This window comes from Paenibacillus sp. LjRoot56 (genome assembly GCF_964253335.1).
Lineage (GTDB): Bacteria > Bacillota > Bacilli > Paenibacillales > NBRC-103111 > Paenibacillus_E > Paenibacillus_E allorhizoplanae.
Map to the genome: position 1 here is coordinate 450,095 of NZ_CAXURV020000001.1, position 18,216 is coordinate 468,310.

13 protein-coding genes are annotated in these 18,216 nt (G+C 46.4%); all 13 read left to right on the forward strand.

The window, feature by feature from the left end:
* Positions 1-13: 13 nt before the first annotated feature.
* The 13 genes from ACSQ8O_RS02080 (at position 14) to ACSQ8O_RS02140 (ending at position 18,160) form a co-directional block, all read left to right on the forward strand.
* Positions 14-1,114, forward strand: coding sequence for a GerAB/ArcD/ProY family transporter (locus ACSQ8O_RS02080; protein WP_436240270.1), 1,101 nt, complete (start codon positions 14-16; stop codon positions 1,112-1,114).
* Positions 1,098-2,324, forward strand: a complete 1,227-nt coding sequence (locus ACSQ8O_RS02085) for a Ger(x)C family spore germination protein (protein ID WP_436240271.1) — start codon at positions 1,098-1,100, stop codon at positions 2,322-2,324. Before ACSQ8O_RS02080 ends, ACSQ8O_RS02085 begins: the two co-directional genes overlap by 17 nt.
* Positions 2,325-2,535: 211 nt before the next feature.
* On the forward strand, positions 2,536-3,468 hold the full coding sequence (locus ACSQ8O_RS02090) for an ABC transporter permease (RefSeq protein ID WP_235550613.1): 933 nt from the start codon (positions 2,536-2,538) through the stop codon (positions 3,466-3,468).
* 18 nt (positions 3,469-3,486) lie between these two features.
* On the forward strand, positions 3,487-4,368 hold the full coding sequence (locus tag ACSQ8O_RS02095; RefSeq protein ID WP_436240272.1) for a carbohydrate ABC transporter permease: 882 nt from the start codon (positions 3,487-3,489) through the stop codon (positions 4,366-4,368).
* 167 nt (positions 4,369-4,535) lie between these two features.
* Positions 4,536-6,125, forward strand: a complete 1,590-nt coding sequence (locus ACSQ8O_RS02100; RefSeq protein WP_436240274.1) for an extracellular solute-binding protein — start codon at positions 4,536-4,538, stop codon at positions 6,123-6,125.
* Between the two features lie 88 nt (positions 6,126-6,213).
* Entirely contained in the window at positions 6,214-7,251 is a 1,038-nt protein-coding gene (locus ACSQ8O_RS02105) for a response regulator transcription factor (RefSeq protein WP_436240275.1), read from the forward strand.
* Positions 7,251-9,104: a cache domain-containing sensor histidine kinase gene (locus ACSQ8O_RS02110; RefSeq protein ID WP_436240276.1), complete on the forward strand. Its 1,854-nt coding sequence runs from the start codon at positions 7,251-7,253 to the stop codon at positions 9,102-9,104. The genes ACSQ8O_RS02105 and ACSQ8O_RS02110 overlap by 1 nt, the downstream gene beginning before the upstream one ends.
* Before the next feature lie 348 nt (positions 9,105-9,452).
* Complete coding sequence (locus ACSQ8O_RS02115; RefSeq protein WP_436240277.1) at positions 9,453-10,220, forward strand: SDR family NAD(P)-dependent oxidoreductase; 768 nt, start codon at positions 9,453-9,455, stop codon at positions 10,218-10,220.
* The gene (locus ACSQ8O_RS02120) at positions 10,217-12,286 is read left to right on the forward strand and encodes a heparinase II/III domain-containing protein (protein ID WP_436240278.1); all 2,070 of its coding nucleotides are present in this window, start codon (positions 10,217-10,219) and stop codon (positions 12,284-12,286) included. Before ACSQ8O_RS02115 ends, ACSQ8O_RS02120 begins: the two co-directional genes overlap by 4 nt.
* A 113-nt stretch (positions 12,287-12,399) precedes the next feature.
* Positions 12,400-14,700 carry a DUF4962 domain-containing protein gene (locus ACSQ8O_RS02125; protein WP_436240279.1) on the forward strand — a complete coding sequence of 767 codons (2,301 nt, stop codon included), beginning with the start codon at positions 12,400-12,402 and terminating at the stop codon, positions 14,698-14,700.
* Positions 14,701-14,932: 232 nt separating this feature from the next.
* The gene (locus tag ACSQ8O_RS02130; RefSeq protein ID WP_436240280.1) at positions 14,933-16,270 is read left to right on the forward strand and encodes an extracellular solute-binding protein; all 1,338 of its coding nucleotides are present in this window, start codon (positions 14,933-14,935) and stop codon (positions 16,268-16,270) included.
* A gap of 101 nt (positions 16,271-16,371) precedes the next feature.
* Positions 16,372-17,262, forward strand: a complete 891-nt coding sequence (locus tag ACSQ8O_RS02135; RefSeq protein WP_436240281.1) for a carbohydrate ABC transporter permease — start codon at positions 16,372-16,374, stop codon at positions 17,260-17,262.
* A gap of 16 nt (positions 17,263-17,278) precedes the next feature.
* Positions 17,279-18,160, forward strand: a complete 882-nt coding sequence (locus ACSQ8O_RS02140) for a carbohydrate ABC transporter permease (protein WP_436240282.1) — start codon at positions 17,279-17,281, stop codon at positions 18,158-18,160.
* The last annotated feature ends 56 nt before the right edge of the window (positions 18,161-18,216 follow it).

Consider the following 18,216-nt stretch of genomic DNA (forward strand, 5'->3'; position numbering starts at 1 on the left):
AAGAGGAACATCCTTGTCATCTGCCCAACTAACAACCAAACAAATTATGATTCTTCTCTGTTTTACTGTGTTTGGTACGATTTTTTTTACACTTCCACGTACAATAACGCAGGCTTCGGGGCACAGTGGATGGGTGTCGATTCTGATCGGCAGCCTGTTGGTTATTCCCCTTCTTTGGCTAATCGCACAAATTGGTTCGTCTATGCAAGAGATGAGCATTATCGCTTATTGCCTTAGCTTATTCGGACCCTTCTTCGGCCGCGTGTTTGCACTTTTCATTTTGGTGCCACTGGTATTTCTTTCTGGCATCTCGATCAGACTCGTTGGCGAACTATTCGTTACGCTAATTCTTCCGGAAACGCCATTGGAGATTATTGCTATCATGTTGATTGTCCTGCGCTATTATTTGGCGAAAGGAGGAATGGCTTCCATTGCACGCTGGGGAGAAGTGGTTATGCCAGGTGTAGTTGTATTAATCATTATTATGTTTGGGTTATCTTTTCAAAAAGTGAGTATGGAACGCATACTGCCACTTTTGAATGCCTCCTTCATGGATGTGTTTAAGGGTTCTTTAGCCATTTGCAGTGTTTTCTCTGAAATTAGTGTGCTGCTATTTATTTATCCGCAAATCAAGAATAAAAACCATATGTTCAAGAAGCTGATCTGGTCCGTGATCATTGTTATGTTTATATTCGAAATTATCTTTATAGTGACCATAGGAACCTTTGGCAGTGCGTATACGCAGAGGCTTATGTTCCCGGTCGTCGAGTTAATCAAAGATATTGCGATCTTTGATTTTATTGAGCATTTGGAGAGTATCTTCTTGGCGCTATGGGTATTCATCAATGTGTCAAAGGGGGCATTATCGTTCTATGCCTGCTGTATCGGTACACGAGACTTGTTCGGAACGAAAGATTATAAGGAATTGATGCTGCCCATTTCTGTCATTATGTTTTATATCTCTCTACTACCCGACAATATTTACGTTTCAATTGTTAGTTTTGAAATCGCGAAAGGAGTTACCTTTTGTTGGTATGCCCTCATCCTTCTCGTGATTGTTTGGATAGCGGGTAAGTTGAAAGCAAGGAGAACCGCGAATGAACAGAATACTTAGAATGGTGCTATCGCTGGGTCTCCTGCTGAGCGTAACCACTGGCTGTTGGAATCGCCAAGAACCGGATAAAGTCGAATACGTCCTTGCCGCAGGCATTGATCTCAACGATAAAGGGCAAATCGTTCTTACCGTGCTTACACCTGTATTGGAGGCGCTAAAGCCTATGAGCGGTTTGAAAGGGGAGCAAAAGAAGACCTTGAGTGTCGTAGGAAATAGCACATTCGAGGCTGTACGATCTTATATAAAAATAACCGGCAAAAAGCTGTACTGGTCCCATTTGCAAATACTGCTCATTGGGGAATCCGCTGCAAAAACAGATGCGCGTTATTACTTTGACTTCTTCTCGTCGGATCCGGAGCTTCGGGGTACGGCTTATATTGCCACGGTAAAAGGACGAGCACTGGATATGCTGGAGTCAAGTCCAGACATTACCGCTTTATCATCGAATTATTTGAAAGAAATCATCAAAAACTCGGATTTGGAAGGGAAGGCATCTCAGGTGTATCTATCTGAGTTTGCGCGAAAACTTGCACAACCAACAGGCGCTCAGCCATTTAGTCCAATTCTACGTTTAATTAATCAAAACGAGTACGTTAAAACGATTGTTGGCGTGAAGCCTTATGAAGAGGGAGACACCCGTCAATCTATGTTATTTTATGCCTCTGGAACAGGCGTTTTTTCAGACGGAAAAATGGTAGGGACACTAAATGGGACGGAGACAAGGGGCTTTTTGTGGGTCATGGGGAAAATAAAATCGGCACTTGTCGTCGTGCCCTGCCCGGAGGAAACCGATTGTAACTTATCATTGGAATTATCAGGTGAAAAGGTTAGTAAACGAAGAGTGGACTATCAGGACGGTAAAGCCAAGATTAAACTTTCTATTGCTGTGGAGTTCAATATCGGAGATAAAGCGAGCACCAAGTTCAAAACAGATCCCCAAACGATCGCCTATGTCCAAGATCAATTTTCCAAAACGATACAAAACGAAGTGAAAATGGCTTTTCGGAAAGTAGCTGTTGACTACCATTCGGACATATTCGCTTTCGGCAACAGCCTTGAAGATCGAGATCCTAAACTATGGAAGCAAATTAAAGATCGATGGGAGAATGAGATATTACCAGAGGCCGAACTGGATATACAGGTCATTTCAAAGCTTCGCAGAACGTCAAGAACGCTCTATTCGCCTTGGGTGAAGGCTGATCATTCTTAAATAGATGTAAGTGAGGGGGACGTATGATGCACGTTATTAAGCATGATCGTCCTCTTTGCGTTATTCCCCAAAAACCTAAAAAAAACACAAGTGAGTGAAAAGCCATTCCATAGTTGAAAGCGCTGTATCAGGGTACGATAGACTTATAACATCGACGAAGATTAGTGAGGGGGGCCAGAGGATGGCGGTCAACGCACAAGCGGTAAAGCAAATGAGTGGACGTAAGCAGATGAGCAAAGGCAAGTCCTTGCTGCGAACGTTTTGGAAGTATAGGGCGCTATATCTAATATCGCTGCCGGGCATTATTTATTTTATTGTTTTCAAGTATGTACCGTTGCTAGGATCCGTTATTGCTTTTCAGGACTACAACATTTTCGACGGCTTCACAGGAAGCAAATGGGTAGGCCTTGAGCATTTTACCCGGATGTTTGCACACTATGATTTCCTTAATATTTTGAAAAACACGGTACTCATCGGTGTTTATGATTTGCTGCTAGGCTTTCCAGCGCCGATTATTCTCGCATTGCTCTTGAATGAACTGCGCATCGTGGTGTACAAACGTATTCTTCAAACGGTTGTGTACATGCCTCACTTCCTGTCCTGGGTTATCGTGAGCGGGATTGCGATCGGTATTCTATCCCCGTCTACAGGGGCAGTCAACCACTTCATTACTTGGTTAGGCTTTGAGCCTATTTATTTCATGGGTGAAGAATCGTGGATTCGTACCGTATTGATTTCCTCAGGTATCTGGCGGGATTCCGGGTATGGGACTATCATTTATCTAGCGGCACTAGCGGGGATTAATCCTGATCTATATGAAGCGTCTGAGGTAGATGGCGCCAATCGGTGGAGACAAACCATATCAATTACACTACCTTCCTTGTTGCCGACAATTATGATTTTGTTCCTCTTACACATTGGTAAATTCCTTGACTTTGGCTTCGAGCGTGTTTATGTATTCTTGAATCCGCTTAACAAAGAAAGTGGCGAAATTCTAGATACGTATATTTATGCGCAAGGTTTACAAGGTCAACAATTTAGTTATACGACAGCAATTGGACTCTTCAAAGCCGTTGTAGGCGTGATTTTTATTGTAACAGGTAATATTTTAAGCAAAAAAACAACGGGTGAAAGCTTGTACTAAGACGGAGGTGAACGCTATATGAATCGCAAGCCGACAGCCGGCTGGCAAGTGTTTAACGGCTTTAATATATTATTTCTATCACTCCTATCGTTAGCGATGCTCCTGCCGTTCTTAAACGTGCTGGCTCAATCGTTCAGTTCTTCGGAATCTATTGTGAATGGGAAGGTATTGTTCTGGCCCGTTCAGTTTACATCGATCAATTATCAATATGTATTTAGTGATGCGGCAATCTGGCGTTCCTTCGGAGTAACTGTGTATATTACTGTAGTGGGAACACTCATTAATCTGATTGCGACTGCCTCACTGGCATATCCAGTGTCGCGTCCAGAATATGCGGGTCGTAATGTAGTTGTTATTATGGTCCTGATTACGATGGTTTTCACAGCGCCGCTCATTCCTAACTTTATTTTGATGAAAAATCTACACCTGACGAACTCGCTCTGGGCTTTAATGATTCCAGGTGCGATCAGTGCCTTTAACTTCTTCATTATGCGTTCGTTTTTCATGCAAATTCCGAGTGAGTTGATTGACTCAGGACGAATCGACGGCTGTTCCGAGCTCAGAATGATTTGGAATATTGTTTTGCCGCTATCCAAACCGGTTATGGCTTCTCTAGGGATTTTCTACGCTGTCAGCCATTGGAATACGTTCCAGGCCGCATTGTACTACGTAAATAAGCCTGCACTATGGCCGCTTCAAGTAAAGCTCCGTCAACTGATTGTATCCGAGGACATCAGTATTGATCCGAACGCCTCCCAGTTCAGTGGACTTGCTCACATGGATCCAGAAGGCATCAAAATGGCGACGATCATTATCGCAACGCTTCCGATCATTATTATTTACCCGTTCTTACAACGTCATTTCGTTAAAGGTATGATGGTGGGATCGGTTAAATCCTAGTTGGTCGACAGATTTATACAAAAAAACCTACTTATTAACTCTTTTTACACAATTCTAAAAAAAAGACAATTCGAACTAAAGACAGTCCATAGTCGCTAATTGTAAACGCTTTTACAATGAGGGTATGAAAGGTTAGTTACTTAGTCGATATGAAAAGAGGGGTAGAAATGAAAAAATGGATTCCCACGACGATGGCTGTCGTATTAATGGCCAGTGTGATGGCTGCTTGTTCTTCTTCCAAGACTGAGGATAAACCGGGATCTAATGCTGGTGCGACTACAACTGCTAGTACAAAGCCAGCAGAGAAAACGAAGTTTTCGATCTCCTTGCGTACACTTGCTTTCGGACATGTTGAGAAATCGCCTGATATTAACCAAGACAAATGGGTGAAAAAGCTCGAAGAACTAACTAACTCCGATATGAATATCGTGCTTGTTCCACACAAAGAATATGAACAAAAAATGATCCAAATGTTTGCAACAAATGACATCCCTGATGTCGTACAAGGCAGCGGTGGTGTGAACGGGAAGGAAATGGCAGGTTCCGTAAAAGCCGGCGTATTCCAACCGCTTGATGAACTGCTGAAGAAGTATGGTCAGAATTTGTTGAAAAAAGTTCCGAAAGACGCTTGGGATAACGTAACGTACAACGGTAAAATCTATGCGATTCCCGAGTACTTGTCCAACCCATCCCGTCGTTCGATCTTTATCCGTAAAGATTTGTTAGACAAAGCAGGTTTAGGCGTTCCGAAAACAGTAGATGAGTACATGGCTGTTCTGCGTAAGTTCAAAGAAATGGGTGTTGAGAACCCATACATGGGCCGTGAGAACTTCAAGTATGCTGATTCCTTCTTCGGTGCTTATGATGTGTATCCGTACCTGTCGATGTTCGAGAAGTCTGGCGATCAAATCCTGCCGAAATTCTTTGATACAGAGAATATGACGAAAGCCCTGCAAACGTACAAAACGATGTTTGACGAAGGCTTGATCAACAAAGAATTCGCAACTATCAATGCGACTGTGTTCAAAAACACGATTCTTGCAGGTAAAGCAGGTATGTGGTCCATGAACGCTAATGAAATGCTGCAATGGGAGACACAACTGAAAGCAACAGTGCCAACGGGCGATATCGAAATTATCAGTTCCCCAACTGGACCTGACGGTAAAGGTGGTCACTACTTGTATGGACCAGCGCCGCGTGCTTACTTCATCAACAAAAATGTGAAAAATGCTGAGCAAATTATTAAGTTCTTCGACTGGATGATGTCCGATGAAGCTGAGAAATTCTTCACATTCGGTATCCAAGGCGACACGTATACAGAAGCTAATGGTAAAATCGACTACAAAGCACCAACAGATCCAGCTGCAGTCGATGAAGAGCGTTACCGTCAATCTTTCTTGTGGCTTGTCCAAGATACAACCTATAATAAGGGTACACTTAGCTTGACAGAAGATGGCAAGAAATTGATGAACGTGTATGACACGACATTGAAGAATGAAGGACGCGATGGTATCAACTTCGAGCCTCGTCTAGAATCTTTGATGAAAAACCCTGATATTTCACCGCTTTCCGACCAAGCGCCTCCAGTTATCCTTTCCCACATGGTGAAAATGGTTTATGGTAAAGAACCAATTTCCGACTGGCCGAAAGTATTGGAAGAGTGGAAATCCAAAGGTGGAAACGAAGTTATCAAGGAAGCAACAGAGAAATTTAATAGTAAAGATTCCGGTACGACTGTGTCGATGCCAAGAAAATAAGCTCAGTCTCTGAGCATGCCGCCTCCTCACGTGCCCAACGGTACGTGGGGAGCGTGCATTTCATCCCATTTTGAAAGGAGAGTTTCTCATGTACCGCATACTCATTGTCGATGACGAACCGATGATACGCAGAGGATTACAGAAGCTTGTGGAACAATCGGGGCTGCCCATTGAAAGCTTGCGAACGGCTGAGAATGGTGTTGTCGCAATGCAGCGGATCCAAGAGGAACGACCTGATTTCCTTTTTACTGATATTCGCATGCCGAAGATGGATGGTCTGGAGCTATGTGCGCAAATTGCCGAGATGGATGCCGACATTCAAGTGGTTGTGATCTCCGGCTATGGGGATTTCGAGTACGCTCAGAAGTGTGTATCTTACGGGGTCAAAGAATATTTGTTGAAACCTGTCAACATTAAGGGGTTTCAGCTCGTGTTAGAGAAGCTCATTCTGAATAAAAGCAAGGTCAGTTCAGAGTCTTTTGTCGCAGTCACGAAGCTAGAGAGCTGGGCTACTCGTTTGGAGCAAGCGGTGTGGATGCTGCAGCAAGAGGAGCTTGACCGAGATCTCGAGGAGATCCAAGCGGAGCTAGGCGCATATAAACTAAAACTCAATCGCATGAGCGATATTGTGCAGGAGATTTATACTCTTGTACACGGGCGGCTTATCGTTCGGGATGTGTACATGATTCAGGAAGAGCCCCAGATTTCTGCTTCGCTAAGCGAGGAAGATGTGTGGCTGTGGTTTACGTCCTCTGTGAAAGGGCTGTTGCAAGAGCTCAAGAGCAAGCGCAAAGGCAAGCAGAAGGACCCTGTTGAAGAAGCGAAACAGTATATGGAGAAGCATCTGGCGGAGGAAGTTTCCTTAGAAGAGGTAGCTGAATTCATTGGATTGAATCCCTCATACTTTAGCCAATTGTTTAAGCAAAACACGCAAGAAACCTTCGTTCAGTATCGAACACGTCGACGTATGGAGAAGGCGAAGAAGCTGCTGCAGCAGCCGCATTGGCGCATTACCGATATTTCCGGTGAGGTTGGGTATGCGGATCATCCGCATTTTACCAAAACGTTCAAAAAGTATGAAGGCTGTCTACCCTCGGAATACCGTCAGCGAATGGGGATCCGTTAATGAAGAGAAAGTCGCTTTCACGTCAAATTTATGCGTATTTTCTCATCGTTATTGTGCTCTCCTTGGTGTCTGTAGGAGCTTTTTCCTACTGGCAATCCTCGCGGGCGCTGGATGATCAAGTGAAGCAATATATGGAGCAGATGGTCGATAGTGCGAACTATCAAACGGATAGCTATTTACAGGCGTATGAGCTGCTCAGCAATGCCTTTTCGTCGAATTCGGACGTGCGAGCTTTCATGGAAATCAAGCCGGATGATGGTTATGAATACTATGTGTATTCGGAAAAAATCAAGGAATTCGCCCGAATTTCGGTCACTTCCGTCATTACCTTGTATAAGCAGCTAAACATGAGCTACGTTGTGGGTCAGCACGGTCGATCCGTTATTTATGAGAATCAGAACCTGCTGAATTTCGATCCTGTGCTTGTCCGTGAGAAGTACGACTACTTGATGAAATCAACGCCTGGTGACGGCAAAATTGCGCTGCTCAATATGAGTATCCGGCCTGTTGATGAAGGATCCGTTGTAACGATGGCACGCAAAGTGAGGGGCCCTTCGTATGGGGACGCCAACCGCGGAGTTGTCGCCATTGAAATCAAGCTAGATGAACTTGCGAAGACATGGGACCGTGTTAGCTTGGGGAAAGAGGGCTTTTTCTTCATTGTGGATGACGCTGGTAACTACATTTATCCACGTACGATGAGCGAACGCAAATCGCAGGATGAGTTAGCTTCGCAAGTGCTGACAAGTGGAAATCAAACGTTTTTGTCCAAATATAACGGAGAAGAACGTATGTTTGTATCGAGGAAATCGGGCTACTCCGATTGGAACCTTGTTGCCTCTATGCCCGTACAGGAGCTGCGTCGACCTGCCAACACGATTCGAACAACGACGATCATTGTAGGTCTGGTTACATTGGCTGCTGCACTTGTGCTTGCTTCTCGCTTTGGTCGCTCCATTATTAGACCGATTCGGGATCTCAAAGACAGTATGCGGGAGACGGAGAAAGGGAACTGGCAGTATATCGAGGACGCGGGGAGAACGGATGAGATGGGTGGACTCATTCACAGCTACAACCTGATGGTAACGCGTCTGTCGGATATGATCGAGCGTGTGTATGAGGCTGAGCTGGAGCAGCAGAAAAATGCGCTGGAGCTTGGCGAAACCAAGCTGGAGCGTCAGAGGGCTGAATTTCAGTCGCTGCAGCTGCAAATTAACCCGCACTTCTTATACAACACACTGGAAACGATCAACTGCTACGCCATTGTTCAGGATTCGGGAGAAATCACGGAGATGGTTGAGGCCATGGCTTTCATGCTTCGATACTCCGTTCAGACCAACCTAGAGGAAATCACGGTTGCGAATGAGCTGAATCATGTGCGGAACTATATGATTATTTTGCAGCATCGTACGGAGTGGGAATTCGAGATTGATGTAGCGATCCCGCCAAGCCTGCTGCTAGAAAAGATGGTCCGCCTGACGTTACAGCCGTTGATTGAAAATATTTTTCAACATGCTTTTCCAGATGGTGTGGAAGAGCGGCATACCATTCGTATCGATGCTCGCAAAGAGGGCGGTTTGTTCCAAGTTTTCATCGAGGACAACGGCACGGGCATGATGCCCGAAAGACTTGCTGAATTACGCAGGAAGCTGGAAGAGAACCGTTTGGCGGAGCCGGAAGAAGCGAGCACCGGGACCAAGCGCGGTGGTGGTATCGGTCTGATGAACGTCCATCGACGGATTCAAATGGTGTTCGGCGAAGCCTACGGGCTGTCCGTTGACAGCGAGTGGGGACGCGGCACCTGCGTCACGATGACGATGCCGGAGACAGCGCGGCCTCGGCTGCGCGGGTGAGTGGAGGGGCGCCAGGGAGCAAACCGAACCCTTCTCCCGTCTCTGCCTCACGGATTGCCCCTTCGCCCCCCGTACCCCGCCGCCTCGTCTAACGGACACAGGGGACGTTATTCGGTCTTTTAGCGGGATTCACATGCTCTAACGGACAACACGGACGTTATTCCCTTGTTAGGGGCACAATTTTGCCTCCAAAACAGTAAATAGCGTCTCTCTCGTCCGTTATACGAGGAAATTGTCTATTTTATTAGAAATAGCGCCGCTCGTGTCCATTACAATTACAGGTAGTTACGCTGCAATAAGCGGCGATTCAAATAAAATATAGATTTACATCCATGGGAGGATACCACAATGAACATCAACTTAACGGGGAAAATAGCACTTGTAACAGGATCGAATGCAGGAATTGGACGCGCGATTGCACTAGCGTTGGCTAGCAACGGTGCTAAAGTTGGCGTGAACTGCTTGAATAATGTGACACAAGGACAGGAAGTTGTAGCTGAAATCCAAGCATTAGGTGGGGAAGCGGTACTTGTACAAGCAGATGTAACGAATGTGGAGCAAATCGACAGACTAGTGAGCGAAGTTGAGCAAGCGTTGGGTGGAACAATCGATATTCTAGTGAATAACGCGGGTCACCTTGTACAACGCGTTCCGAATGTAGATATGTCCGAAGAGATGTACGATCGCATCATGGATGTTAACTTGAAAAGCACGGTATTCGTATCCAAACGTGTCCTTGCAGGTATGAAAGAAAAAGGCTACGGCCGAATCATCAATATGACTTCTGTAGCTGCACATAATGGTGGCGGACCAGGTGGAAGCGTGTATGCGGCAAGTAAAGCAGCAGTGCTTACTTTCTCTAAAGGTTTGGCCAAAGAAGTTGCGGCAAGTGGTATCACAGTGAACAACGTTTCACCGGGTTTCATCGGCAATACGATGTTCCACGCGACATTCACAACGGATGCTGCGCGCCAAGCAACAATCAATGGCATTCCACTGCAACGTGAAGGAACGCCAGATGATGTAGCTGGCGCAGTTCTTTACCTGGCTTCCAATTTAGCTGCTTATGTAACAGGTGAAACGATTGAAATCAACGGCGGGATGATGATGCGATGAGTACCGCGATCCCTTTGGCCGCTAAAGTAGAGACATTGACGTGGGCGGGTCAAACTGCTCACAAACTTAAAGAAGAAATCGACAGGCTGCAGCAAGCAGGCAGCCTAGTCGTTCCTAAAGAACCTGGTGGTTGGTGGCACCAGTATGTTTGTCCACACCATCATACCGAACTGATGTTCGATGAAAGCCGTGTAGATGCTTCAGAATTTATCTGCCCACACGGTTGTGCAATTACAGGTGATGCTTACCGTGGTGCGTGGCTTGTGTTTAAGCACCAATCCTTGGCACGCGTGGCGTTGCAGTCGGCCGCTGTTTATGCAGCGCTTGGTGACGTTTCCTATGCACAGATTAGTAAACGTTTGCTTGTCGAGTATGCGGAGCAATTCCCGCACTACCCGGTACATCCGGAAGCACAGAGCTGGATGCTAAAGGGACGAGCCTTCCACCAAGCACTGACGGAGGCGATTTGGTCCACTACGCTGATACGAGCCTATTTACTGCTTCGCGATGGAGGCATTACCTTTGACGCGAAGGAACAAGTGGCAATCGACGTGTTCTTAGGTTTGTTGGCGGGAAGTATGGAGGAGTACCGGCATATTTTGATCCATGAGCGAAACAATGCGGAGAACAACTATACCGCTTGGCTGAATGCGTCCTTATCTTGTGTGTACGCGGCTCGTGGCGAGCAAGCGCTACTTGAAGCGCTTATTGAAGGCCAAGGCGGCTTCATTCACCATCTTTCCATCGGCGTGAAAGCCGATCAATTCGAATTCGAAGGAAGCACGTATTACCATGTATTCGTGCTTCGTGCCTATCTCATCGCTGCCGAAATGGCGCAGCGCTTCGGCATTGACCTCTACGCCACGACTGGCGCAGAGGGGCAGTCAATGCGCGGCATGCTCGAAGCGTTGGCCGACTTGGCCGACGACCAGGGCGCTTTGCCGGCCCTGCATGACGGGCCGCTGGAGCGGGGCCCTTACGCCCGCGAAATCGCCGAGATCGCGGAGCAGGGGCTCGCGATCTACGACATCGCCGGCCTCGCGCCGGTGCTGCGCGAAGCGTACCGGCAGCTAGGCGCTGCCGGAAACGAGCAGCTCGAGGCGCTGCTCTACGGCGGAGGCGCTGACCGCGCCGCTACCTCAGAGCCGCGAGGATCGCGGCTCTGGCCGGACGCTGGCTTCATCATCGGCCGCATCGCGGGGAACCCGCTGTCGTTCCTCGCCGATTTCGGCGAGCACGGCGGTTCCCACGGCCACTACGACAAGCTGCATCTGACGTTGATGCACCAAGATCAAACCCTAACACCCGATCTGGGGATGGTGCCTTACGGCTCGTCCATGCGCAGATCGTGGTTTGCAGAGACAGCCAGCCACAACACCGTTTCGCTGGCAGGTCAATCGCAAGCGCCGCATGAAGGGCGCCTGAAGCACTATGAATCGACAGCGACTTCCGTTTACGCTTGGCTGCAATCAACGGAAGGCTACGAAGGCTGTACGATGAATCGACATCTTTTGCTTACGGAGGATTGGATGTTGGACTGGTTCCAAGTTGAGCTTTCTGGCGATCAACCGCAAGCGATTGAATGGTGGATGCACCCTGTTGTAGCGGTAGAAGCTTTGCAACAACCACTTAACCCAGAGGCTAGTTATCAACTGCTTGTCGCTGAGAAAGTAGGGGACGTTACGACGCTCAAGGAGCAGCAACTGCCGATTATTAGCCGGTTCGTACCGACTGAAGGGGTTGCCAGCAATGAAGCGGGTGAACTGCAAGCTTCTTACAACCTCACGAACTCAGACGCTGTCATCTTCCACTCCGCACTAGTTCAACCAGGAGATGAGATTGTGGCTGTTCAGACACCAGGCGATGCCGTGGATCCTAGTCGTTCACTTACAGCGATGCTTCACCGCCGTATGGACCGCAAGGCGGATTTCATTCATGTCTATCGCGCAGGCAGTCCAGTTCAGCTTTCACAAATAACGGATAATGAAATCAGTATAACCGTTGCTAATGTTCCTAATGATGTTGTCCGTGTTAAAGTGACAGATAAAGGATTACAAATTCTGTGATTTGTCATTCGGTCTTTTGTTCGAAAGAATGTCATTTTCATAATTAATCAAGCCTCACCTACTTCCGTAACACTCATAAGCCTTACAGAACCAAGCCTGGAGGGGAACAATCCATGTCATTATCGCCACTTTACGAACCGCAGAGCGGTGTATTAACTGTACAATACGAGCCGAACGAAAAGACGGTGTTGCTGGAAAACCCGCCTCGCTTCACGTGGATTCCTGCACAGCTAGAGCACGATCGTTATGTGCTGCAGATTGCACAATCAGAGTCTTTCGAACCTGCCGAAACACAGACGGTCCAACCAATTCCCTATAACTTGTATACACCTGATGCTGCGCTCAACGCAGGCACATACTACTGGCGCTATGCATTGCTCGAAGAAAATGGCGAACAAACGGCATGGAGCTGCATTCGCCGTTTCGAAGTACCAGCGGATTTGCCGGAAACACCTCTGCCAAGCAGAGCCACGCGATACGCAGAGGTTTCTGCTCAGCATCCGAGATTGTGGCTGCAAGCTTCGGAGGTAGAAGCCTTCCGCGCCGAGCTGACGACGGATCCTAGCTATTGCGAATTTGATGTTTTCTTCGAGAAGTCTGTTAAACCTTGGATTGAACGAGATCTGATTGCGGAGCCCCTTCATTACCCAGGAAATAAGCGAGTTGCTAATCTGTGGCGTCAGATGTATATGGATACACAAGAAGCCTTGTATGCGGTACGTCATTTGGCCGTAGCAGGCAAGCTTCTCAACAATGCCACACTATTAGATCGAGCCAAAACCTGGCTGCTTCACATCAGTTCTTGGGACATTAGAGGGACTACGAGCCGCGATTATAACGATGAGGCTTCTTTCCGAATGGCTGGCGCCATCGCCTGGGGCTATGACTGGCTCTATGATCAACTATCTGAGGATGAACGAAAGCATATTCGCCACGTTCTGCTCGAACGTACACGCCAAATCGCGCAACATGTTATGGAGCATTCCAAAATTCATCACGTACCGTTCGACAGTCACGCCGTGCGCTCGTTATCCAGTGTGCTTGTGCCTTGCTGCATTGTTCTTTTGCAGGAGGAGCCAGAGGTTCAAGAATGGTTAGACTATACACTTGAATATTATGCATGTCTCTACTCGCCGTGGGGCGGGCCGGATGGGGGCTGGGCCGAAGGTCCGATGTATTGGACGACGGGGATGGCTTTTGTTACGGAAGCGATGAATTTGCTGAAGAAATATACAGGCATTAACTTTTATAAGCGACCATTTTTCGCAAAAACAGGTGATTTCCCGCTATATACGTTCAGCCCTGATACCTTGCGTGCAAGCTTTGGCGATCAATCCACATTGGGGGATCCAGTTAGCTTGAAAACAGGCTTCAACATTCGTCAATTTGCAGGTGTGACAGGAAGCGGTTTGTATCAATGGTATTACGAACGGGTTCGCGAGACCGATACAGATTCAGAAATGAAGTTTTACAACTATGGTTGGTGGGACTTCCGATTTGATGAAATGGTCTATCGTCACGACTATCCGCAGGTTGAAGCCATCGCACCTACCGATGCGAATATTCAGTCGGTCAAATGGTTCCGTGACATTGACTGGGTCGCCTTTCATTCCAATATGGCGGATCCGGAGCGTCATATTATGCTCCTCACGAAGAGCAGTAAATACGGATCTGTCAGCCATAGTCATGGCGATCAGAATGGCTTCTTACTGCATGCTTACGGCGAGCCGCTGGCCATTGAGAGCGGCTACTACGTAGCGTTCAGCTCCACGATGCATATGAATTGGCGCAGACAGACACGCTCGACGAACAATATTTTGATCGACGGTCTGGGTCAATATGCGGAGAAGAATAAAGTACTCAATATGGCGGCCAATGGGTTCGTCGAGATTGCCGAGCAGCGTAAAGGCTACGGTTATTCTCGCGCTAACGCAACCGCGGCATACCAAGAATATGTGCCATACCTGGAACGGTATGTGCGGGAACTTTACTTCTTCGGCACTTATGTTGTGGTTGTTGACCATATCGATCTGGCACAGGCTGGTACCGTAGATTGGCTGTTCCAAACCCTATATGAGATGAAGCTGAATGGACAGACCTTCAAGGTTCAAGGCCGTAAGGCCGACATGGACGGTCGTTTCGTCTACTGCTCCTCAGGTGAGCTAGAGCTTACACAGCATCAGAGCTTCACCGACATCGATCAATCGGAGATCGAAGGTTTGCCGCCGCACTATCATTTGAAGGCAACGACGCAATCTTCCCGTAGCCATCGTATTGCAACGTTGCTTGTACCAATCAAGCATGGTGAACCGAAATACGTATCGTATTTCATGGACGATCAAGGGTTTGACGTTCATATCTACTTCACCGAAGACGGCATCACGAACCGCGTAGAAGTGCCAAAGGCCTACTAAAATATCCTATTTAACTAAGCGATTCCAAGTCAGCGAGAGCTGCCGAGGGGTCGCTTTTTTGCTTACTGAATATCGGTAAACTCATAAAAAATCCCCTGAACGGGAAAGGTATGTGAGCAGATAAATCTATAGAAATCAAACATGATACCTAAAGTTCACGCATTGTAAGGGGTGCCAATTACACGGCATAATAAGGACATAAAGACATTCACTCAAACGAGGGGGATTTACATTGGTGAAAAAGTATAAATCACTACAAGTCATTGCGGCAAGCTTGCTAGCCATTAGTTTAACAGCGTGTGGTTCAGGTGGAGATAGCAAAAGCACAGCTTCACCAGCAGCAGGAGCATCGACAGCGCCATCCACGGATAAAAATATTACGATCACGTTCCAAAACATATATCCGGATCCGACTGATCCGAAAAATGGTATGTTGAAGAAAATCGTTAACGACTACCAAACGAAAAACCCAAACATCAAAATCGAGCTTGATTCCTTGAACACGGATCAACAAAAGCTTAAGTTGAAAACGCAAGCAGCTTCCAAAGAAGTTCCTGACATCACTGTCGTGAACCCAGCTGCTCAAATGCAACCATTCGTTGATGCAGGTCTATTCGCGCCTTTGAATGACATGGTTGAGCAAAACGGACTGAAAGCAACTTTCCAAGAAGGTATCCTTAACTGGTACAGCTTCAAAAACAATATCTACGCATTGCCAGACGGCAACAACATCGGTGTAGTTTACTACAACAAAGACTTGTTCAAACAAGCTGGCGTTGAAGTACCGAAAACATTCGAAGAAATGGTTGCAGCTGTAAAAACACTTAAAGGCAAAGGCATTCAGCCAATGGCTATCGGTGAAAAAGATTCTTGGACGGGTTCCTTCTTGTTCATGAACATCTTGCTTCGTACGAACGGCGGTCCAGGATTCTTGCAAGCCGTTGTTGATGGTAAGAAAACATTCGCTGATCCAGCATTCACGGATGCAGTTAGCTCTTTTGAAGACTTGATCCAAGCAGGTGCTTTCCAAGAAGGCGCAACATCCTTTGACTATAACGCTGGTGAGAACTTGTTTAAAACAGGTAAAGCAGCTATGTACTACATGGGTAGCTGGGCAACTGGCGGTATCGAAACTTCTTCCGTTAACGGTAAAGTTGGCGTATTCCAATTCCCAACTGTTAAAGGTAAAGGTAACCCAGATGAGTTCATGTTGGCACCAGGGTCCGCGTTCGCTATATCCGCTAACAGCAAGCATTTGAAAGAAACCAAAGATTTCTTGAACTACTTCATGTTGAACTTCCCTAAAGAAGCTTTCGCAGTTAAAGGCGCTGTAGGTATCGCACAAAAAGTTGACGGCGACTTCAAAGCGGCTGGTTACTCCGATATGGCAATGGACGTTCTTGGCCTGTTCAAGAAAGTTAAAGGCGGCGACCTAGCGTTCGATAACACAATGAACCCAGGTACAGCACAAGGTCACTTAACAAGCATTCAAAACCTCTTCGTACAAAAAGTAGATCCTGCTGCTGTAGCGAAAGAGCACCAAACAGCATATGACTCTAATAAAAAATAAATGCTAACGTAGTAACCCCATCGGGAATTTGCCTAGAGTGCCTTAAGAGGTACTAAGGTAAGTTCCCCATGGGTATATCCCCATGAAGGAGGCGAAGCTAAGTGAATGTGTTAAGAGTCTCCAAGTGGACGATTGCCATGTTTGTACTGCCCTGTTTAATTATCTATGTTGGTCTTGTGTTTGTACCTATTCTCGTATCTATGTATAGTGGATTGCTGGAATGGAACGGGATTGGCGCATCGAAATTCATTGGACTTGAGAACTTCCGTACTATGCTTTTCCATGATCCAGTCTTTTGGCCATCCGTAAAACGTACGCTTATGTTTGCTGTTTTTTCTATGATTGAAATCCCAATTGCTTTGGGTGTAGCTATCTTGCTTAATCGTTTTATCAAAAAACCGAACTTCCTAGTTTCTGCTTACTTTTTACCTGTTATTTTATCTGTCGTTATTGTGGGTCAATTGTGGAAAACCATCTATAATCCCGCGTCTATGGGCGGTATGCTCAATCAAGTATTGGATTTGCTAAATTTACATAGCTGGACGAGATCGTGGTTAACCGATCCGAAAATAGCCATGTATTCCCTTTATTTTGTAGCACTATGGCAGTACTTGGGATATCACACACTGATTCAGTTTACTGGTATTCAGAACATCCCGGCTGACATTTATGAAGCTGCACGTCTTGATGGAGCAGAAGGCCTCAAAGCCGACTGGTATATCACTTTCCCTATGAATATTCCGATTTTCAAAATATCGATTGTCCTTGCGTTTATTGGTTCCTTACAAGCGTTTGATATGATTATGGTTATGACAGGCGGCGGTCCGGCCCATGCCACAGATGTGATTTCAACCCTGATGTACAACAATTCATTCCTTTCCTTGAAATATGGATACGGTAGTGCGATTGCTGCCTTCTTGGTTGTGGTATGTCTAGCAGCAACTGTTATTATTAACACGATCTTCAACAAACTAGAGAGAAAATTCACTTAGGAAGGGAAGTGTCACCATGCTAAACGCCAGGGAAGCAGCTTCGGCTAAACCTGCCATCATACGGAGACGCAAAAGCTTCTCTATCCTGAAGGTTATTGTCATCATCTTTTTGTCAGCACTCGTGGTCACTCAAGTGTACCCCTTGCTATGGTTATTCATCTATTCATTAAAAACCAATGAGGAAATTCTCTCAGGTAGGTTTTTCGCTTTACCGGAAGTATTACAATGGAAGAACTTTTCCAGTGCGATTGAAGCGGGACACTACTTCCAATATTTAAAGAACAGCTTATTCGTTACCCTAATTACCATGGTGTGCGTGCTATTCTTAAGCTCATTGACGGCCTTTGCGATTACGCGGTTCAAATGGAAATACGGTCAATTGGTCATGGTGATCTTCCTTATTGGGATGATGGTTCCGATGCAAGCTACGTTATTGCCGCTCATGATCATTTTCAAAAATATGCATATCTTGAATACGCATCTTTCCATTATTCTGCCGTACATTGCGTTTCAGACGCCGGTTGCCGTCTTTATCCTAAGCGGCTTCATGAAATCCATTCCGGCTGAGATTGAGGAATCGGCGGTTGTGGATGGCGCAGGGATTTTCAAAATTTTCACCGGAATTATACTTCCGATTTCCGTTCCACCGATGATGACGGTGTGTATTCTAACCTTCATTAATATCTGGAACGAGTACATTCTCGCGGCGACATTCATTTCGTCCGAGCGACTCAAGACGCTTCCTTTCGGAGTAAACAGCTTCGTGAGTCAATATTCCGTTAACTATGGAGCCATCGGCGCTTTCCTCGTACTCGGTGCGTTGCCGGTTATTCTCGTGTACTTCTTATTAGCGGATAAAATTACAAAAGGTATGGTAGCGGGAGCGGTGAAGGGTTAACTTCACCCCTCTCTTTTTTTCATTATTAGATGGAGCTGTGGTAAAATAGCGAATAC

Excerpts from the sequence above, each read along its gene's own strand:
- ACSQ8O_RS02095 (WP_436240272.1), top strand. The coding sequence starts at position 3,487 with ATGAATCGCAAGCCGACAGCCGGCTGGCAAGTGTTTAACGGCTTTAAT.
- ACSQ8O_RS02090 (WP_235550613.1), top strand. The coding sequence starts at position 2,536 with ATGAGTGGACGTAAGCAGATGAGCAAAGGCAAGTCCTTGCTGCGAACG.
- ACSQ8O_RS02140 (WP_436240282.1), top strand. The coding sequence starts at position 17,279 with ATGCTAAACGCCAGGGAAGCAGCTTCGGCTAAACCTGCCATCATACGG.
- ACSQ8O_RS02085 (WP_436240271.1), top strand. The coding sequence starts at position 1,098 with ATGAACAGAATACTTAGAATGGTGCTATCGCTGGGTCTCCTGCTGAGC.
- ACSQ8O_RS02105 (WP_436240275.1), top strand. The coding sequence starts at position 6,214 with ATGTACCGCATACTCATTGTCGATGACGAACCGATGATACGCAGAGGA.
- ACSQ8O_RS02115 (WP_436240277.1), top strand. The coding sequence starts at position 9,453 with ATGAACATCAACTTAACGGGGAAAATAGCACTTGTAACAGGATCGAAT.
- ACSQ8O_RS02120 (WP_436240278.1), top strand. The coding sequence starts at position 10,217 with ATGAGTACCGCGATCCCTTTGGCCGCTAAAGTAGAGACATTGACGTGG.
- ACSQ8O_RS02110 (WP_436240276.1), top strand. The coding sequence starts at position 7,251 with ATGAAGAGAAAGTCGCTTTCACGTCAAATTTATGCGTATTTTCTCATC.
- ACSQ8O_RS02100 (WP_436240274.1), top strand. The coding sequence starts at position 4,536 with ATGAAAAAATGGATTCCCACGACGATGGCTGTCGTATTAATGGCCAGT.
- ACSQ8O_RS02125 (WP_436240279.1), top strand. The coding sequence starts at position 12,400 with ATGTCATTATCGCCACTTTACGAACCGCAGAGCGGTGTATTAACTGTA.